The 16,712-nt window shown below is 71.7% G+C and carries 19 protein-coding genes; 12 read left to right on the plus strand and 7 right to left on the minus strand.

The genetic code is table 11. From position 1 onward, the window contains the following. Window positions 1–19: 19 nt before the first annotated feature. From ACEN8D_RS16700 to ACEN8D_RS16710, 3 genes are all read right to left on the minus strand, one after another. Window positions 20–1,267 carry a D-arabinono-1,4-lactone oxidase gene (locus tag ACEN8D_RS16700; RefSeq protein ID WP_413399559.1) on the minus strand — a complete coding sequence of 416 codons (1,248 nt, stop codon included), beginning with the start codon at window positions 1,265–1,267 and terminating at the stop codon, window positions 20–22. Window positions 1,268–1,310: 43 nt separating this feature from the next. Beyond that, window positions 1,311–2,789 carry an MDR family MFS transporter gene (locus tag ACEN8D_RS16705; RefSeq protein ID WP_083295252.1) on the minus strand — a complete coding sequence of 493 codons (1,479 nt, stop codon included), beginning with the start codon at window positions 2,787–2,789 and terminating at the stop codon, window positions 1,311–1,313. A 128-nt stretch (window positions 2,790–2,917) separates the two neighbouring features. After that, a complete protein-coding gene (locus ACEN8D_RS16710) occupies window positions 2,918–3,181 on the minus strand; it encodes an acylphosphatase (protein WP_083403155.1) in 264 nt (87 codons plus the stop codon). 122 nt (window positions 3,182–3,303) lie between these two features. Here ACEN8D_RS16710 and ACEN8D_RS16715 point away from each other — a divergent pair, with 122 nt between their 5' ends. The 7 genes from ACEN8D_RS16715 (at window position 3,304) to ACEN8D_RS16745 (ending at window position 9,827) form a co-directional block, all read left to right on the plus strand. Next, a complete protein-coding gene (locus ACEN8D_RS16715) occupies window positions 3,304–4,002 on the plus strand; it encodes an NUDIX hydrolase (RefSeq protein ID WP_070418308.1) in 699 nt (232 codons plus the stop codon). Window positions 4,003–4,018: 16 nt separating this feature from the next. Beyond that, complete coding sequence (nadA, locus tag ACEN8D_RS16720) at window positions 4,019–5,290, plus strand: quinolinate synthase NadA (protein ID WP_071294552.1); 1,272 nt, start codon at window positions 4,019–4,021, stop codon at window positions 5,288–5,290. Between the two features lie 2 nt (window positions 5,291–5,292). Then, complete coding sequence (gene nadB / locus ACEN8D_RS16725) at window positions 5,293–6,912, plus strand: L-aspartate oxidase (protein WP_495601076.1); 1,620 nt, start codon at window positions 5,293–5,295, stop codon at window positions 6,910–6,912. Then, the gene (gene nadC / locus ACEN8D_RS16730; RefSeq protein ID WP_070418311.1) at window positions 6,909–7,793 is read left to right on the plus strand and encodes a carboxylating nicotinate-nucleotide diphosphorylase; all 885 of its coding nucleotides are present in this window, start codon (window positions 6,909–6,911) and stop codon (window positions 7,791–7,793) included. Before nadB ends, nadC begins: the two co-directional genes overlap by 4 nt. Window position 7,794: 1 nt before the next feature. Further along, window positions 7,795–8,934: a cysteine desulfurase family protein gene (locus ACEN8D_RS16735; RefSeq protein WP_413398956.1), complete on the plus strand. Its 1,140-nt coding sequence runs from the start codon at window positions 7,795–7,797 to the stop codon at window positions 8,932–8,934. Between the two features lie 90 nt (window positions 8,935–9,024). Next, the gene (locus ACEN8D_RS16740) at window positions 9,025–9,291 is read left to right on the plus strand and encodes a hypothetical protein (protein ID WP_070418313.1); all 267 of its coding nucleotides are present in this window, start codon (window positions 9,025–9,027) and stop codon (window positions 9,289–9,291) included. Window positions 9,292–9,536: 245 nt separating this feature from the next. Then, a complete protein-coding gene (locus tag ACEN8D_RS16745; RefSeq protein ID WP_413398955.1) occupies window positions 9,537–9,827 on the plus strand; it encodes a hypothetical protein in 291 nt (96 codons plus the stop codon). A 21-nt stretch (window positions 9,828–9,848) separates the two neighbouring features. On the opposite strand, the gene ACEN8D_RS16750 is transcribed toward ACEN8D_RS16745, so the two are convergent. After that, complete coding sequence (locus ACEN8D_RS16750) at window positions 9,849–10,310, minus strand: MSMEG_6728 family protein (protein ID WP_413398954.1); 462 nt, start codon at window positions 10,308–10,310, stop codon at window positions 9,849–9,851. Window positions 10,311–10,398: 88 nt separating this feature from the next. On the opposite strand from ACEN8D_RS16750, the gene ACEN8D_RS16755 reads away from it, so the two are divergent. Beyond that, window positions 10,399–10,995: an NAD(P)H-dependent oxidoreductase gene (locus tag ACEN8D_RS16755; protein WP_309886340.1), complete on the plus strand. Its 597-nt coding sequence runs from the start codon at window positions 10,399–10,401 to the stop codon at window positions 10,993–10,995. 35 nt (window positions 10,996–11,030) lie between these two features. Here ACEN8D_RS16755 and ACEN8D_RS16760 read toward each other — a convergent pair whose 3' ends face one another. Both ACEN8D_RS16760 and aroQ read right to left on the minus strand, forming a co-directional pair. Next, a complete protein-coding gene (locus tag ACEN8D_RS16760; RefSeq protein WP_413398953.1) occupies window positions 11,031–12,083 on the minus strand; it encodes a Gfo/Idh/MocA family oxidoreductase in 1,053 nt (350 codons plus the stop codon). Window positions 12,084–12,179: 96 nt separating this feature from the next. Then, a complete protein-coding gene (gene aroQ, locus ACEN8D_RS16765; protein ID WP_070418316.1) occupies window positions 12,180–12,623 on the minus strand; it encodes a type II 3-dehydroquinate dehydratase in 444 nt (147 codons plus the stop codon). Window positions 12,624–12,762: 139 nt separating this feature from the next. On the opposite strand from aroQ, the gene ACEN8D_RS16770 reads away from it, so the two are divergent. Further along, a complete protein-coding gene (locus ACEN8D_RS16770) occupies window positions 12,763–14,433 on the plus strand; it encodes a sodium:solute symporter family protein (RefSeq protein WP_071294544.1) in 1,671 nt (556 codons plus the stop codon). Between the two features lie 30 nt (window positions 14,434–14,463). Beyond that, window positions 14,464–14,793 (plus strand): hypothetical protein, encoded by a 330-nt coding sequence (locus tag ACEN8D_RS16775; protein WP_071294543.1) that lies wholly within the window; start codon window positions 14,464–14,466, stop codon window positions 14,791–14,793. 196 nt (window positions 14,794–14,989) lie between these two features. Here the strand turns inward: ACEN8D_RS16775 and ACEN8D_RS16780 are convergent, their stop codons facing one another. Beyond that, window positions 14,990–15,520: a DUF3800 domain-containing protein gene (locus ACEN8D_RS16780; protein ID WP_402736695.1), complete on the minus strand. Its 531-nt coding sequence runs from the start codon at window positions 15,518–15,520 to the stop codon at window positions 14,990–14,992. A 96-nt stretch (window positions 15,521–15,616) separates the two neighbouring features. Between ACEN8D_RS16780 and ACEN8D_RS16785 the strand changes: the two genes are divergently transcribed. Both ACEN8D_RS16785 and ACEN8D_RS16790 read left to right on the plus strand, forming a co-directional pair. Continuing rightward, a complete protein-coding gene (locus ACEN8D_RS16785; RefSeq protein WP_413399417.1) occupies window positions 15,617–16,033 on the plus strand; it encodes a VOC family protein in 417 nt (138 codons plus the stop codon). Window positions 16,034–16,085: 52 nt separating this feature from the next. After that, window positions 16,086–16,703 (plus strand): DNA-3-methyladenine glycosylase I, encoded by a 618-nt coding sequence (locus ACEN8D_RS16790; RefSeq protein WP_413399416.1) that lies wholly within the window; start codon window positions 16,086–16,088, stop codon window positions 16,701–16,703. Window positions 16,704–16,712: the final 9 nt, after the last annotated feature.

Raw genomic sequence — 16,712 nt, forward strand, 5'->3', positions numbered from 1 at the left:
ATGGCCCAGGAGGCGCGGCTCACGTCCCCAGGACCCGCTCGCCGAACGACGACGCGAACGTCCGCTCCGGGTCGGCCGCCGCGACGAGGTCGCGGAAGTCGGCCAGCCGCGGGTACAGCCCGGCGATGGCGGCCGCGTCGAGGGAGCTCATCTTGCCCCAGTGCGGTCGTCCGTCGAACGGTGCGAGGAGCGCCTCGAGGTCCGGCAGCAACGCTGCCACCTCGGCCGGGTGCTTCTGCCACGTGAACGCGATGCAGAGCACGTCCTCGCCCTGCGTCGGGCTCAACCAGAACGGGTCCGCCGCCATCGTGCGGAGCTCGCAGACGTGTAGGTGCGGCTGGATGCGGGCGGCCATGGTCCGGACGGCGTCGAGCGCCGCACCCGCGTGCCGGAGCGGGACGAAGTGCTCGCTCTGCACCTCGGAGCCGTGGCTCGGCACGGAGTCGATCGGGAAGTGCGGCAGCCGGTCCCACCACGGCCCGACCGAGCCGTCCCGGGCGGTGTGGTGTCCGTCGCCGGGCGAGCCGGGCAGCCGGGGCGCGCCGAACAGCTCGTCCGGGACGGCCACGTCGTCGTCGCCGTCCGGCACGCGCGACTTCAGCAGGACCTCGCCCACCGTGTCGCCGAACACCGTGTACGAGCAGACGGACGTCGCGGCGGCGTGGACCTCGGCGACGTGGGCGGTGAAGGTGTCCCACGGGATCGGTCCGTAGGTGTCCTGGCGCATCCGGTAGCTCGGCTGGACGTCGAGCGTGACCCGGGTGAGGACACCGAGCAGGCCGAGGTGGAGCACGGCGCCGTCGAACGCCGGGTCGTCGCGGGCGATCGTCCGTGCGGACCCGTCGGGCCCGAGCACCTCGAACGACCGGACCGCGGTGCTCAGCGACCCGAGTGCGGTGCCGGAACCGTGTGTCCCGGTCGCGATCGCGCCGGCGATCGAGATGTGGGGGAGCGACCCCGTGTTGTGCAGCGCGAACCCGGCGCGGTCGATCTCGGGCGCGACGACGCCGTAGCGGGTGCCGGCGCCCATCGTGACCGTCCGTCGCTCGGCGTCGACGGCGAGGTCGGTCGGGATCCCGGTGAGGTCGAGCAGCACGCCGGGGGCGTCCGGCGCGTCGTTGAACGAGTGCCGGGTGCCGAGGCCGTGCACCCGGGGCGACCGGGCGACGATCTCGGCGGCCTCGTCGATCGACGACGGGCGGAGGACCCGTTCGGCCGTGTAGGTGACCGTGCCGGACCAGTTCAGCTCGCTCGTCGTCGACCGCATGACGCCCACGATGCCACGCGCACCCCGGCGCGTGCGGTTCCCGTCAGTGCATCGACGGCGCGGGGGCACCGTCCGGGGTCGCCGGGCGACGCACGAGGGAGCACATCACGATCCCGAACAGCGAGATCACCGCGCCGACGAGGAACGCCGTCCGCACGCCGGAGGCCGTGGCCTCGGCGAGGCCCGCGGCGCCGCTGCCGGCCGCCGCACCCGAGGCGCCGATGGTGAGGAGCGTGACGAACAGCGCCGTGCCGGCGGCTCCGGCCAGCTGCTGCGCCGTGCCGAGGACCGCGCTGCCGTGCGAGTAGAGCTTCGGGGGCAGCCCGCCGAGCGCCGCGGTGAACAGCGGCGTGAAGGTGAGGGCGAGCCCGATGCTCAGGACGACGTGGGCGCCGAGGACGAACCACACGCTGGTGTCGACGCCGACGGTCGAGAGTGCCCAGAGGACGGCGCTGACGATGATCGAGCCCGGGATGAGCAGGACCCGCGGACCACGGCGGTCGTAGACGCGACCGACGATCGGGGACAGCAGACCCATGATGAGGCCACCGGGCAGCAGGAGCAGGCCGACGTTCAGGACGTCGAGCCCGAGGACCCGCTCGAGGTAGATCGGCAGCAGGATCAGCGTGCCGAACATCGCCATGAAGCTCAGGCCCATCGCGACGATCGGGACGGTGAAGCCCTTCGTCTGGAAGGTACGGAGGTCGAGCAGGGCGCGGTCCGCACGCTGCAGCCGGGTCTGTCGGAACACGAACAGGGCGAGGGCGAGGGCGCCGACGACGAGGGAGACGATCGGCACGAGCGGCCCGGTGGTGCCGGCCTCGCCGATGCTCGAGAGGCCGTAGACGATGCCGCCGAACGCGAAGGCGGACAGCACGACCGAGAGCACGTCGAGCGGGGCCTTGCGGGGCGTCGACACGTTGCGGACCTTGACCATGCCGAGGATCAGCGCGGCGATGGCGATGGGCAGCACGAAGCCGAAGAGCCAGCGCCACGAGAACGCGTTGAGGATGAGCCCGGAGATGGTCGGGCCGATCGCCGGGGCGACGGAGATGACGATCGAGATGTTGCCCATCACACGGCCGCGGTGCGCCGGTTCGATGAGCGTGAGGACCGTCGTCATGAGCAGCGGCATCATGATCGCGGTCCCGCTGGCCTGCACGATGCGCCCGAGCAACAGCATCGAGAACCCGGGCGCGAGCAGCGCGATCAGGGTGCCTGCCGAGAACAGGCTCATCGCCCAGACGAACACCGGCCGGGTGTTGAAGCGCTGCAGCAGGAACCCGGTGATCGGGATGACGACCGCCATGGTGAGCAGGAAGCCCGTGGTGAGCCACTGGCCGGTCGCGGCGCTGATGTCGAGGTCGTCCATGAGCCGCGGGAGCGCGACGCCCATGATCGTCTCGTTGAGGATCACGACGAACGCCGAGACGAGCAGCAGCCCGATCACGAGTCGGGTCTCGCCGGCGGAGGGCTGCGCGACGCTCCCGGTGCGGGGTGCGGAATCGACGGCCTGGGTCATGCGGGGCTCCTGGTGGATCACGACTGGTGGAACGAGGGGGCGCCATGGGCGCAGACAGGGCAACCGCCTGAGTGGATTCGATTATTCCGCTTCGGTCCGACATCCGTCGACGTCGGGCGGCGACCGGGTCAGTGCAGGATCGCGAAGCCGTCGACGTCGCCGTGCGGCACCACCGCGCGGCAGGTCACGTCGGTGACCTCGGCGGACGGCGGGCCGGTCCGGATGAACGTCATCAGGGCGTCGACCGCGGGGGCCGGACCCTCGGCCTCGACCTCCACCGTGCCGTCGAACAGGTTCCGGGCGTACCCGGCGAGTTCGAGCCCGTCGGCCTTCCGTGCGGTCCAGTACCGGAAACCGACCCCCTGGACCGTCCCCGACACGACGGCGTGCATCCTCGTCACCGTAGTCATGCGGCTCAATGTAGGCGCGCGGCCCGACCAGGAGTTTTCGACGCTGTTTCCGTCTCGTGAAACCCGGTGATAGTGTCATCCCAACCCGAACACTTCGAGTCATCATGACACTTACTCCCGAGCTCCCCATCCGCGTCGCGGTCTCCACCGTGATCGTGGCGCTGCGCCCGCACCCGGACACCGGGGCACCGGCGCTGTGGATGCCGCTCGTGCGTCGGGTGGCCGAACCGTACGAGGGGGCGTGGGCGCTCCCCGGCGGTTGGGTGCGGCCGGACGAGGGGCTCGAGGACTCCGCCGCGGCCCGCCTCCGCGAGACCACGAACGTGCAGCCGCGCTACCTCGAGCAGCTCTACGCCTTCGGCGACGTCGACCGCTCGCCGAGCCGCGTCGTGTCGATCGTGTACTGGGCCCTCGTCCACCCGGACGAGGCGAGTTCGGTCCCCGACGACTGGAACGTGCGGTGGTTCCTCGCCGACGAACACCCGCCGCTCGCCTTCGACCACGACCGGATCGTCGCGTACGCGCTCTGGCGGCTCCGCAACAAGATGTCGTACTCCCGGATCGCCCAGGCGTTCCTGGGGGACCGGTTCACCCTCGCCGAACTCCGCGGGGTGTACGAGGCGGTGCTCGGGCGTGCGCTCGACCCCGCGAACTTCCGTCGCCAGGTCGAGAAGACCGACGCGATCCTGCCGACGGACGAGACCACGAGCGGGGACCGGCACCGGCCGGCCCGGCTGTACCGCTCGAACCCCGACCTGGCCTACGCGGACAACGGTCCGCTGCAGCAGGGCAAGAAGCCGTAGAACCGAAGGAACACCCGTGTCCATCGCCACCACCATCGAACTGATCTCCAACGGTCAGGCCGCCGGCAGCACCTGCACGCCCGACCTGGCGATGCCGACGTGGGACTTCGACTCCCGGCCCGGCTACGGCCCCGGCTCGTCGATGTCGGACGTCATCCCGACCTCGGCGCCCCGGCAGGGCGTCATCCCGGACGAGTACCGGAACGCCCCGGACGACGAGCTGCACGAACGCATCGAGCGGGCGAAGGCCACCCTCGGCGACCGCGTCGTGGTCCTCGGGCACTTCTACCAGCGCGACGAGGTCGTGCGGCACGCGGACTTCCTCGGCGACTCGTTCCAGCTCGCGAACGCCGCGCTGACGAAGCCCGACGCCGAGGCCATCGTGTTCTGCGGCGTGCACTTCATGGCCGAGACCGCGGACATCCTCGCCCGCGACGACCAGCGCGTGATCCTGCCGAACCTCGCCGCGGGCTGCTCGATGGCCGACATGGCCGACATCGACAGCGTCGAGGCGGCGTGGGCCGAGCTCGAGCAGGTCTACGGCACCGAGCCCGACGCCGACGGCCGCGTGCCGGTCATCCCCGTCACGTACATGAACTCCGCCGCCGACCTCAAGGCGTTCTGCGGGCGGCACGGCGGCATCGTGTGCACGTCGTCGAACGCCGCGACCGTCCTCGAGTGGGCGTTCGAGCGGGGGCAGCGCGTGCTCTTCTTCCCCGATCAGCACCTCGGCCGGAACACCGCCAAGGCGATGGGCATCAGCACCGACCTCATGCCGATGTGGAACCCGCGGAAGCCCCTCGGCGGCAACGACGAGCAGACCCTGCAGGACGCCAGGGTCGTCCTCTGGCACGGCTTCTGCTCGGTGCACCGCCGCTTCACCGTCGACCAGATCGACCAGGCCCGTCGCGAGCACCCCGGCGTGCAGGTCATCGTGCACCCCGAGTGCCCGATGGCCGTCGTCGACGCCGCCGACCACGCCGGCAGCACCGACCTCATCCGGAAGACCGTCGCAGCCGCCACCGAACCGACCACGTTCGCGATCGGCACCGAGATCAACATGGTGAACCGGCTCGCCGCCGAGTACCCGCAGCACACGATCTTCTGCCTCGACCCGGTGGTGTGCCCCTGCTCGACGATGTACCGCATCCACCCCGGCTACCTCGCCTGGGTCCTCGAGGCGCTCGTGCGCGGCGAGGTCCTCAACGAGATCGTCGTGCCGGCCGACGTCCAGGCCGACGCCAAGGTCGCACTCGAGCGCATGCTCGCCGCCCGACCCACGGTCTGACCGTGCACGTCGTCATCGTCGGCTCCGGCATCGCCGGACTCACCGCAGCGATCCGCGCGAGTGCCCGTCACGACGTCACCCTGGTGACGAAGGGCGCGCTCGCCGACGGCGCGACGGCGTACGCGCAGGGAGGCGTCGCCGTCGCGCTCGGCGCCGACGACTCCGCGTCGCTCCACCAGGCGGACACCCACGTGGCGGCAGCGGGCAGCGCCGACGCCCGCGCCGTCGAGGTGCTCTGCACCGACGGCCCCGCACGGGTGCGGGACCTGCTGTCGCTCGGCGTCCCGTTCGACCGCACCACCGACCCGACGAGCCTCGACCGGTACGGCGACGACCTGGCCCGCGGGCGCGAGGCGGCGCACGGCCGGTGGCGCGTCGTCCACGCGGACGGCGACGCGACCGGGGCCGCCATCGAGCGCACCCTCATCGCCGCCCTGCACCGCCGGCACGTCACGATCCTCGAACGGACCTGCCTCGTCGACCTCGTGGTCCGGGACGGCTCGGTCGTCGGGGTCGACGTCCTCGACCTCCTCGGCGAGCCCCGGCGGGTCGACGCGGACGCCGTCGTGCTCGCGTCCGGTGGCGCCGGACACCTGTTCCGCGAGACCACCAACCCGCTCGTCGCGACGGGCGACGGGCAGGCAGCCGCCTGGCGTGCCGGTGCCGTGCTGGCCGACCTCGAGTTCGTGCAGTTCCACCCGACCCGCCTCGCGGCCCCCGGCGGCGGGCTCGTCTCCGAGGCGGTCCGCGGCGAGGGAGCGGTGCTCCGTGACGCACGAGGGCACCGCTTCATGGTGGACGTCCACCCCGACGCCGAGCTCGCCCCCCGCGACGTCGTCGCCCGGGGCATCGCGGCCGCCGTCCGGGAGCAGGACGGAGGGCCCGTGCTCCTCGACGCGACCGGCCTCGACCCCGCCTTCCTCGTCCGGCGCTTCCCCGGGCTCACCCGTGCGACCCGGTCCGCCGGCTTCGACTGGACCCGCGAGGGCGTCCCCGTCTCCCCGGCCGCGCACTACTCGATGGGCGGGGTCGCCACCGACGCCGAGGGACGGACGAGCCTGCCCGGCCTCCTCGCGATCGGCGAGGTCGCCTGCACGGGCGTCCACGGCGCCAACCGGCTCGCGTCGAACTCGCTGCTCGAAGGACTCGTCTTCGCGGTCCGCGCAGCGGACGCGCTCGACGTGCCGCGACCCGGCAGACTGCGCCTGCGCGGCGACGCGGGTCTCCCAGTCACCAGCGTGCCGAGTGCGACCGACGTGATCCGCGCCTCCCGTCCCCTGCTGCCAGGAGGCGCGGCTCGACCCACCGACGCCGCCGACGTCCGCCAGGCGGTCCAGTCCGTCATGACGGACCGGGTCGGGCTCCTCCGCGACGCGAGCGGTCTCGCGAGCGCACGACGCGACCTGGCCGCCCTCGTCGCGCCCGAGCCGACCGGCGTCCGCGACCTCGAGGACCGGGCACTGCTCGACCTCGCCCGGGTCACGGCGCTCGCCGCCGAGGCCCGGACCGAATCCCGCGGTGCCCACGCCCGCACCGACCACCCCGACACCGATCCAGCAGCCCCCGCCTCGACCGCGTGGGTCGCCCAGCACACCGCCGTCCCGCAGGAGGTACCCGCATGACCGTCGACCCCGGCACGATCCCCCCGCACGCCCTCCGACGCGTCATCGACACCGCGCTCGAGGAGGACGCCCCCTGGGGCGACGTCACGAGCGAGACGCTCATCCCCGCAGACGCCACGGCGACCGCGACCCTGGCGGCGCGCGAGCCCGGCGTCCTCAGCGGGGGCGACGTGTTCGTCGCCGTGATGCACGCGGTCGACCCGACGATCGACGCGGTCCTGCACGTGCCGGACGGCAGCCGGTTCACCGCGGGCGACGTCCTCGCGACCGTGAGCGGTCCCGCCCGGTCGGTCCTCCGTGCCGAGCGGGTCGCACTGAACCTCGCGCAGCGGATGTCCGGCATCGCCACGGCGACCGCGACCTACGTGGCGGCCGTCGCCGGCACCCGTGCCCGGATCGTCGACACCCGCAAGACCACGCCCGGTCTGCGGGCACTGGAGCGGTACGCCGTGCGGTGCGGCGGCGGGCACAACCACCGGACCTCGCTGTCCGACGCCGTGCTCGCGAAGGACAACCACCTCGCCGTGCTCCTCGCCGGCGGGATCGGCATCGGGGACGCGATCGTCGCGGCCCGCGAGCGGCTCGGGCACACCGTCCACCTCGAGGTCGAGGTGGACCGCATCGACCAGATCGAGCCCGTCGTGGCGGCCGGCGTCGACACGATCATGCTCGACAACTTCACCACCGACCAGCTCGAGGCCGGCATCCAGGTCGTCGCCGGGCGAGCCCTCGTCGAGGCCTCCGGCGGGGTGTCCCTCGACACCGTCGCCGCGATCGCCGCCACCGGGGTCGACGTGATCTCCGTCGGGGCGCTCACCCACTCGGCACGGGCACTCGACCTCGGGCTCGACGTCGACGTGGCCGTCGGCGCCGGCGTCTGACGTGTTCTACCTGGACCGCGCGGCCACGACGCCCGTGCGCCGCGAGGTGCTCGAGGCGATGTGGCCGTACCTCACCGGGACCTTCGGCAACCCGTCCTCCACGCACGGGGTCGGCGACGCCGCAGCCCGGGGCCTCGCCGACGCCCGCGCCACCGTCGCCGCGGTGCTCGGGTGCCGCCCGGCCGAGGTCGTGTTCACCACCGGCGGGACCGAGGGTGCGAACACCGCCGTGAAGGGCATCGCCCTGGCGTCCCCGCGCGGTCGCCACGTCGTCACCAGCGCGATCGAACACGAGGCGGTGCTCGAGAGCTGCCGGTACCTCGAACGGTTCCACGGGTTCGACGTCACGGTCCTGCCAGTCGACCGCGACGGGGTCGTCGACCCGGACGTCCTCGCGGCAGCAGTCCGACCCGACACCACCCTCGTCTCGATCGCACACGCCGACAACGAGATCGGGACGGTGCAGGACGTGCCGGCGCTCGCCGCGGTCGCGCACGCGGTCGGGGCCCGGTTCCACACCGACGCCGTCCAGTCGGCGCCGTGGCTCCCGGTCGGGCTCGACGTGCTCGGCGTCGACGCGGTGTCGGTGTCCGGGCACAAGCTCGGCGCACCGAAGGGCACCGGCGTGCTCGCCGTCCGGTCCGGCGTGGCGCTCGAACCGCTGCTGCACGGTGGGGGACAGGAGCGGGGGAGACGCTCCGGCACCGAGGACGTCGCGGGTGCCGTCGGCGTCGCCACGGCCTTCGCGCTCGTCGCCGCGGGCCGGGACGACGCGGCCCGGACCGCGACCACCACCCGGGAGGCCGTGCTCGACGGGGTGCTCCGGTCGGTGCCCGGGGCGTTCGTCACCGGGTCACGGACCTCGCGGCTGCCCGGCCACGCGTCGTTCTGCTTCCCCGGGGTGAACGGCGAGACGGTCCTGCTCGAGCTCGAGGAGCGCGACGTCGTGTCGTCGTCCGGGAGCGCCTGCGCGGCCGGCAGCACCGAGGCCTCGCACGTGGTCACGGCGCTCGGTCTGTCCGACGAGGTCGCCCGGACGGCGCTGCGCCTGACGTTCGACGCCGGCCTGACCGCGGCGGACGTCCCGGTGGTCGTCGATGCCGTCGCCGCAGCCGTCGCGACGGTCCGCGCGCTCGCCTGACACCCGACGAGGGTGTACTAGACGTTCTACTCCATGAGTGGGGTCGTGTCCCCCCTTTTGCGGACCGGCGAAGTGCGCCAGAGTGTTCACATGGCAAACGCGATGACGACTCGGGTCCGGCAGGAGGACCACTTCCGGGCGGTCCAGCTCCTCCCCGCACCCGCGACCGTCCTCGCGCTCGTCCTGGCCGCGCAGCACGACCTCGGCACCGCCCCGCTCGGGCTCATCGCCGTCGTCGGAGCACTGGCGACCATCGGGAGCGCCCTGCTCCCCATGGTCCGGCCCGCCGCGGCCCGACGGTCGATGCCCGCACCGACCGAGACGGACCGGTACCGAGAGGACACCGAACACCCTTGAGGACCAGCACCGTCGAGTCCGACCCCTGCGGACTCGCCGGTGCGACGAGCCGGACCAGGTTCCCTGACCTGCGTCCGGCGCGGGGCACGACACCCCCTGATTCGTCGTGCTCCGCAGCACCTGTGACCCGTCGTGGGCGCGGGCGTCGCTTCCCCTGTGCGATGCCCGAACCCCCTGTGCCCACGGCGGGTCCCGGTGCGCTGCTCCGCGCACACGAGCCCGGACGCTCGCACTAGCGTGGGACCGTGCCCTCCTACCGTGTGACCCTCGCCGTCGGAGCGCTCGCACCCGGCACCGCCCCGGACGCCGTGCTCCCCGAGGCCGCCCGGCTCGTCGCCGAGCTCGTGGTGGTCGAGGCGCGGGACGTCCGGCTGCTGCGCGGGGTCCCGTGCGCAGTGGTCCGGTTCGAGTCGCCGTCGGACGACGTGGCCGGAGCCGTCGCCGAGCACGCGGCCACCGGGCTGCGAGCGACGGCCGAGGTGCGGTCCGTCGTCGTCACCCGCCGTGACGGCGGTCGATGGACCCCGATCGCCTGAGGCGACGAGGAGGACGCGTCGTCAGCGCGGCACGGACGCGACCGTCCCCGGCCACACGTAGTCGAGGTCGTCCGGCACGTCGGGGAACAGCGGCCGGTAGTGCTCCGGCGCCTTCTGCACGAGCTTCGACCGGTGCGAGCGGTGCACGGCGGGGTCCGCGTTCCACGACGGCACCGGGTAGTCGGTCCGCTCGTACGCGTCGAGGTCCTCGGGGACGAGCGCGAGGTCGGCGAGGGTCTTCTCCAGACAGGTGTCGGCGTACCCGCGCTCGGTCCAGGCGCGGCACGTGGCCTGCTGGTACGCCATCAGCGCCGGTCGGTACCCACGCCACATCGCCACGACGGGGTGGTGCTGCCAGCCGTAGTCCGGCAGCGTCAGTGCCCGCATCACCTGCAGCGTCTCGACCCGTTGCTTGCCGAGCCGCCGGTCGTCGAGCACCTCGGCCGAGGCGCGGAAGTCCGGGTACGGCAAGAACGTCTGCATGGCGCGGACGGTACGCGGCGGCGCTGGAACCCGACACATGCCGTCACACGCCGACCGCCGGGAGTCCCGGCGTGTGAGCATCGAGCACATGAGCGGAGAACTCGTCGTCGGCGTCAGTGGCAGCCCCTCGGACCCCTCGCGGACGTCCACCCTGGTGGCTGCGACGGTGGCGCGCCTCGGACAGGAGATCGACGACGCCCGCACCGAGACCGTCGAGATCGGGCCGCTGCTCGCCGACCTCGGCGCGGCACCGTCCCGCGAGGCGATGTCGGACCGCACGCGACGCGCACTCGAGACGGTCGAGGCGGCGGACGTCCTCGTCGTCGGCAGCCCGGCGTTCCGTGCCGCGTACTCCGGTGCGTTCAAGCTCTTCTTCGACTGGATCGGGCAGTACGACCTCGTCGACACCCCGGTGCTGCTCACCGCGACCGGCGGGAGCGATCGGCACGCCCTGCTCGTCGAGCACCAGATGCGGCCGCTGTTCGGCTTCTTCCAGTCGACGACGCTGCCGATCGGCGTCTTCGGCAACGAGCGGGACTTCGCCAAGCGCGAGGGCGGCTACGACATCGCGAACGTCGACCTCGAGCTCCGCATCGACCAGGCCGTGCAGCGGGCGCTCCCGATCATCCGCGGGGGCTTCGCCACCGCTGCCACCACCGAGGTCCGGCGCCCCGCCGACTTCTGACCCGGAGCCCGCCGTGCGGCGGCGCAGCGCACGCGTCAGGGCGTGGGGACCGCGATCGTCTCGCCCGATGCCGCCGAGCGACGCGCCGCGTCGAGGACGTCCACCACGTGCACGGCGTCATCCGCGGGCACCGGCACCGGCCCGCGTCCCCGGACCGCACGCGCGAACCGCTCGTAGTAGTCCGTGTACGAGCTCTGCGACGACGGGACCTCGACCGACCCCGCCGCCGTCGTGAGCGTCCCGCCGGCCCGCTCGACGCCCCACCCGGCACGGTCGTCGGCCGGTGCGTGCCCCGCGACCGCGGCCTGCGCCTGCACGTCGGTGCTCGAGGCCTCGTACGTCCCGTCGACCCCGTCCACGCGCAGGCGACGAGTGCCCAGCCAGCCCGCCTTGTTCGACGTCAGGACGGACTCCACGCCGGAGCCGTGCGTCGCCGTCAGGGTGAACCCGGCATCGATGTCGCCGTCCTGGTCGCGTCCGAGCGCGCGGGCGTCCCGGACGTCGAGCGTGCACGACACCCGCACGATCGGTCCGAACAGCGACACCGCCTGGTCGACCAGGTGCGACCCGATGTCCGAGAGCACGCCGCCCCCGACGCCGGTCGCGATGCCCTCGCGTTCGACCAGGTCGAACCGCGACCAGAACCGCAGCGGCGTGCCGACCCGTCCGTCCTCGAGGACCCCGCGCAGCGTCACGAGGTCGGTGTCCCACCGGCGGTTGTGGAAGGGCGCGATGACGACCTCGGCCTGCGCGGCGGCGTCGCGGAGCTCGCGTGCGGTCGACGGATCGGGTGCGAACGGCTTGTCCGCGACCACGGCGACGCCGGCCGCGACCGCTTCGAGCACGAGGTCGCGCCGGGTCGACGGGGGAGTGGTGATCACGACGGCGTCGAGCCCGGCCGCCAGCAGGTCGCCGAGCGAGTCGTGCATGGGGACGCCGGGCAGGTCGGACGCGAGCTGTTCCCGCTTGTCGGACGAGCGCGCCACGACGCCCACCAGGTCGGTCCCCTCGGCGTCCGTCAGGAACGGCCGGTGGAAGGCCCGCCCGCCGATGCCGTAGCCGACGAGCCCGATGCGCACTTTGTCCATACATAAGAACATAGCGCGCGATGCGCACGGACGGAACGTTCCAGCGCTCGGACGGGAGGCGCGGTGCGGGCCCGACCCGCGCCTCCTGGAACTGACTCAGCCGAGCAGGGACGCGACGTGCGCGACCGCCAGGCGGTAGCCGTCCGCACCGGCGCCGGCGATGACGGCCGTCGCGGCCGTCGCGACGTGGTCGACGTGCCGGAACGGCTCCCGCTTCCACGTGTTCGAGAGGTGCACCTCGACGACCGGCACCGACAGTGCCTCGACCGCATCGTGCAGTGCGACCGAGGTGTGCGCGTAGGCGGCGGGGTTGATCACCACGCCCACGAAGTCGTCGAGTGCCTCGTGCAGCCACTCGACGAGCTCGCCCTCGCGGTTCGTCTGCCGGAAGTCCGCCTCGAGCTCGTGCACCGCGGCCTCGGTGTGCACGATCGCCTCGATCTCGGCGAGCGTCACCGTGCCGTACTGGTCCGGGTCGCGCCGTCCGAGGATGTCCAGGTTCGGGCCGTTGAGGACGAGGATGCGCGGCTGCTCGGTCATGCCAGGAGCCTACCGAGCGCCCGCAGTCGCATTGCGGGTGCGATGCATACCTCGGCTATGTGAACGGTCACAATTCGGTGTAACGTTCCCGTCCGGGTCGGCGGAGTTGTCGATCGCAACACACTGACGTGGAGTTTGAATGGTTCTCGCTGCAGCGAACAACGGGATCCGGCTCGATCTGGGCTGGGTCGACTACCTGATGATCATCGTGTACTTCGCGGTCGTCATCGGGATCGGTTTCACCGCCCGGAAGCAGGTCCGGACGAGCATGGACTTCTTCCTGTCGGGCCGCTCGATGCCCGCGTGGATCACGGGCCTCGCGTTCGTGTCCGCGAACCTCGGCGCGACCGAGATCCTCGGCATGGCCGCCAACGGTGCCCAGATCGGCATGGCGACCCTGCACTACTACCTGGTCGGTGCCGTGCCGGCCATGGTGTTCCTCGGGCTCGTGATGATGCCCTTCTACTACGGGTCCAAGGTCCGCAGCGTGCCGGAGTTCATGCTCCGCCGCTTCGGCAAGGCCCCGCACCTGGTGAACTCGATCGCGTTCGCGGTGTCGAACGTGCTCATCGCCGGCATCAACCTCTACGCCATGGCCATCGTCATCGAGGCGATGCTCGGCTGGCCGGAGTGGCTCGCGATCATCGTGTCCGCGGGCTTCGTGCTCGTCTACATCACCCTCGGCGGGCTCTCCAGCGCGATCTACAACGAGGTCATGCAGTTCTTCGTGATCATCGCCGGCCTCATCCCGCTGACGATCGTCGGTCTGCACCGCGTCGGTGGCTGGAGCGGCCTCTCGAAGGCCATCACCGAGACCCAGGGCGTGCAGCACCTGCAGGCGTGGGCCGGCACCGGCTTCGGCGACGTCACGAACCCGATCGGCGCGAACTGGCTCGCGATCGTGCTCGGCCTCGGGTTCGTCCTCGGCTTCGGCTACTGGACGACGAACTTCACCGAGGTGCAGCGCGCGTTCTCGGCGAAGAACATGTCCGCCGCCCGCCGCACCCCGCTCATCGCCGCGATCCCGAAGCTCTTCATCCCCGCGATCGTCGTCATCCCCGGCCTCATCGCCGCCGCCGTCGTGGGCAACCAGTTCGCCTCGGGTGCCCTCGACTACAACGACGCGATCCCGAAGCTCATCCAGATGTACCTGCCGACCGGTGTGCTCGGCGTCGCGGTCACGGGCCTGCTCGCCTCGTTCATGGCCGGTATGGCGGCGAACGTGTCGTCGTTCAACACCGTCTTCACGTACGACATCTGGCAGCGCTACATCAAGCCGAACATGCCCGACGTGCACTACCTGAAGACCGGGCGCTGGGTCACCGTCGTCGGCGTGCTCGTCGGCATCGCGACCGCGTTCATCGCCGCGCAGGCGTCGAACATCATGACGTACATGCAGACGCTGTTCTCGTTCTTCAACGCGCCGCTGTTCGCCGTGTTCATCCTCGGGCTGCTCTGGAAGCGGATGACCACCGCCGGCGCGCTGTGGGGCTACATCCTCGGCATCGTGACGCCGACGATCACGTGGATCGCGTACCTCGTCAACCCGGACCTGTTCGCCACCGCGACCGCCGAGACCCTCTACGGCGCGATCATCTCGTTCGTCACCGTGCTCGTCGTCGGGTTCGTCGTGTCGATGGTCACGAAGCCGAAGGACGAGAAGGAGCTCGGCGGGCTGGTGTACGGCGTCGGCAAGATCGACCTGCACAGCGACTCCGTCGCGACCGACACCGCCTGGTACCGCTCCCCGGCGCTGCTCGGCACCGTCGCACTGATCCTGTGCGTCGTCCTGTACCTCCCGTTCCTCTAGGCCCGCGAAGACCCGCGAAGGAGATCTCCCATGAGCGACACCAACACCGCCATGACCGAGGAGCAGAAGGCCGCCCTCGTCCGCTCCACCCGCCGACTCGACCTGCGTCGCATCCTCGGTGGCCTGTTCGTCCTGTACGGCGTCATCGTGACCATCGTCGGCATCGTGCACTGGAACACCGACCCCGAGAAGACCGGTGGCATCCACATCAACCTGTGGGTCGGGCTGTCGATGCTCGTCGGCGGGCTGCTCTTCTTCCTCTGGGACCGGCTGAACCCCGTCCCGGCGGAGGACATCATCGGCCAGGCCGAGGCCGAGGAGCACCAGAAGGCGGCCGGCGAGGGCCGCGAGCTCGCGTGACCAGGTGAGCTGACCGACGGACGGGAGGCGCGGTGCCGGCTGGCACCGCGCCTCCCGTCCGTCTCGGTGCCGGTTGACGGCAGTTCGGCGGCGGTCCTAGTATTGATATGTCGACCGCGTGCTGCTCGGTCGGAAGTGAGCCCCGGAGCATCCTGCAGCCAGCGCGGGACCGGGGTTTTGCGCTGTCCGGCTCGGGTCACGGCACGCGGACGACCGATCCGTCGAACTCGTGGTCGAGCGCGGCGACGTGTGCGCCGCACGCCAGGTCGGCCAGCGCGACCAGCGGCTCGTCGTCCGGGCGCACGTGCTCGTGGCGGACCGAGCGCCCGACCCCTCGACGTCGGAGCGCATCGAACATCGATCGGTCTGCGTCGTCGTGGGCCCGTCCGCGGGACTCGATGACGATCTCCCCGACCCCGCGTTGTTCGAGTTCCCACACCAGTCGTTCGAGACAGTGGCGCCGTCGGCGTTCGACGCGCGCGGCCGCCCCGTCGTAGCGGACGACGACGACCGCGACCGCGCGACGCAGGAGTTCGAGCCACGAGATCCGCTGCGCGTGCAGCGCTTCGTACCAGTGCAGCTTCCGCATCCGACGGGGCGTCGCGGCTCGGATCCCGGCGCGGACGTCGTCGCGCTCCCGGTCGTGCACGACCACCGCGGCCATCACGTACGCGGTGTGGTCGCGACCGCCGCCGGGCTCGGACTCGTCGACGTACGCCGTCTGCATCGAGCCAGTATATTGCGTACCGGTTGCTTCGCCGATGAAACGGTTGCGCTCCGATCCCGGGCGCGCCAGGTTGAGCACGACGAAAGGATCCTCCCCATGGACACGATGGTCTTCATCAACCTGCCCGTCGCCGACATCGAGCGCTCGAAGGCGTTCTACGAGGCCCTCGGCTACTCGATCAACCCCGCGTTCAGCGACGACACCGCGGCGTGCGTCGTGGTGAGCGACACCATCTACGTCATGGTGCTCACCCACGCCAAGTTCGCGGAGTTCACCACGAAGACCATCGCCGACGCCGACACGATCGAGGTCATCAACTCGCTCAGCGCCGACTCCAGGGACGAGGTGCACCGGATCGTCGACGCAGCGGTCGCCGCCGGTGGCTCCGAGGACCGCCCCGAGATGGACCTCGGGTTCATGTACCAGCGGAGCTTCGTCGACCCCGACGGGCACCGCTGGGAGTACGTGTGGATGGACCCGCAGGCAGCGCAGGACGGTCCGCCCGCCGAGTGATCGACGAAGGGTGTCGCCGACGGGTGTCGGCGGTGACGGCCAGGATGGTGCCATGAGCTCCGAGTCCGTCGCCGCTGCCCCGTCCGACCTCGTCGTGGGTGACGACGGCCTCGCCCGGCCCGTGTGGGCATCGAGTGACGAGCTGTTGCGCGACTACTACGACACCGAGTGGGGCATGCCCGTGCGCGACGAGCGCGGAGTGTTCGAACGCCTGTCGCTCGAGGCGTTCCAGTCCGGGCTGTCCTGGCGGACGATCCTCGCGAAGCGTCCGGCGTTCCGGGCAGCGTTCGCGGACTTCGACGCCGACACGGTCGCTGCGTTCGGCGAGGACGACGTCGCACGGCTCATGGCCGACGCCGGCATCGTGCGGAACCGGGCGAAGATCCTCGCGACGATCACCAACGCGAACGCCACGATCGCCCTGCGCGAGGACGGCGGCCTGGCCGACTTCGTGTGGTCGTTCCGGCCGGCGACGACGCCCGAGCCGGTCACGTACGCCGACGTCCCGACGAAGTCGGACGAGTCCGTCGCACTGTCGAAGGCGCTCCGGAAGCGGGGTTTCGCCTTCGTCGGTCCCACGACGATGTACGCGCTGATGGAGGCGCTCGGCATCGTCGACACGCACCTCGTCGGCAGCCACCGCCGGGGGACCTCCGGCGTCTGGGGCTGACCCCGCCGG

This window comes from Curtobacterium sp. Curtsp22 (genome assembly GCF_059492135.1).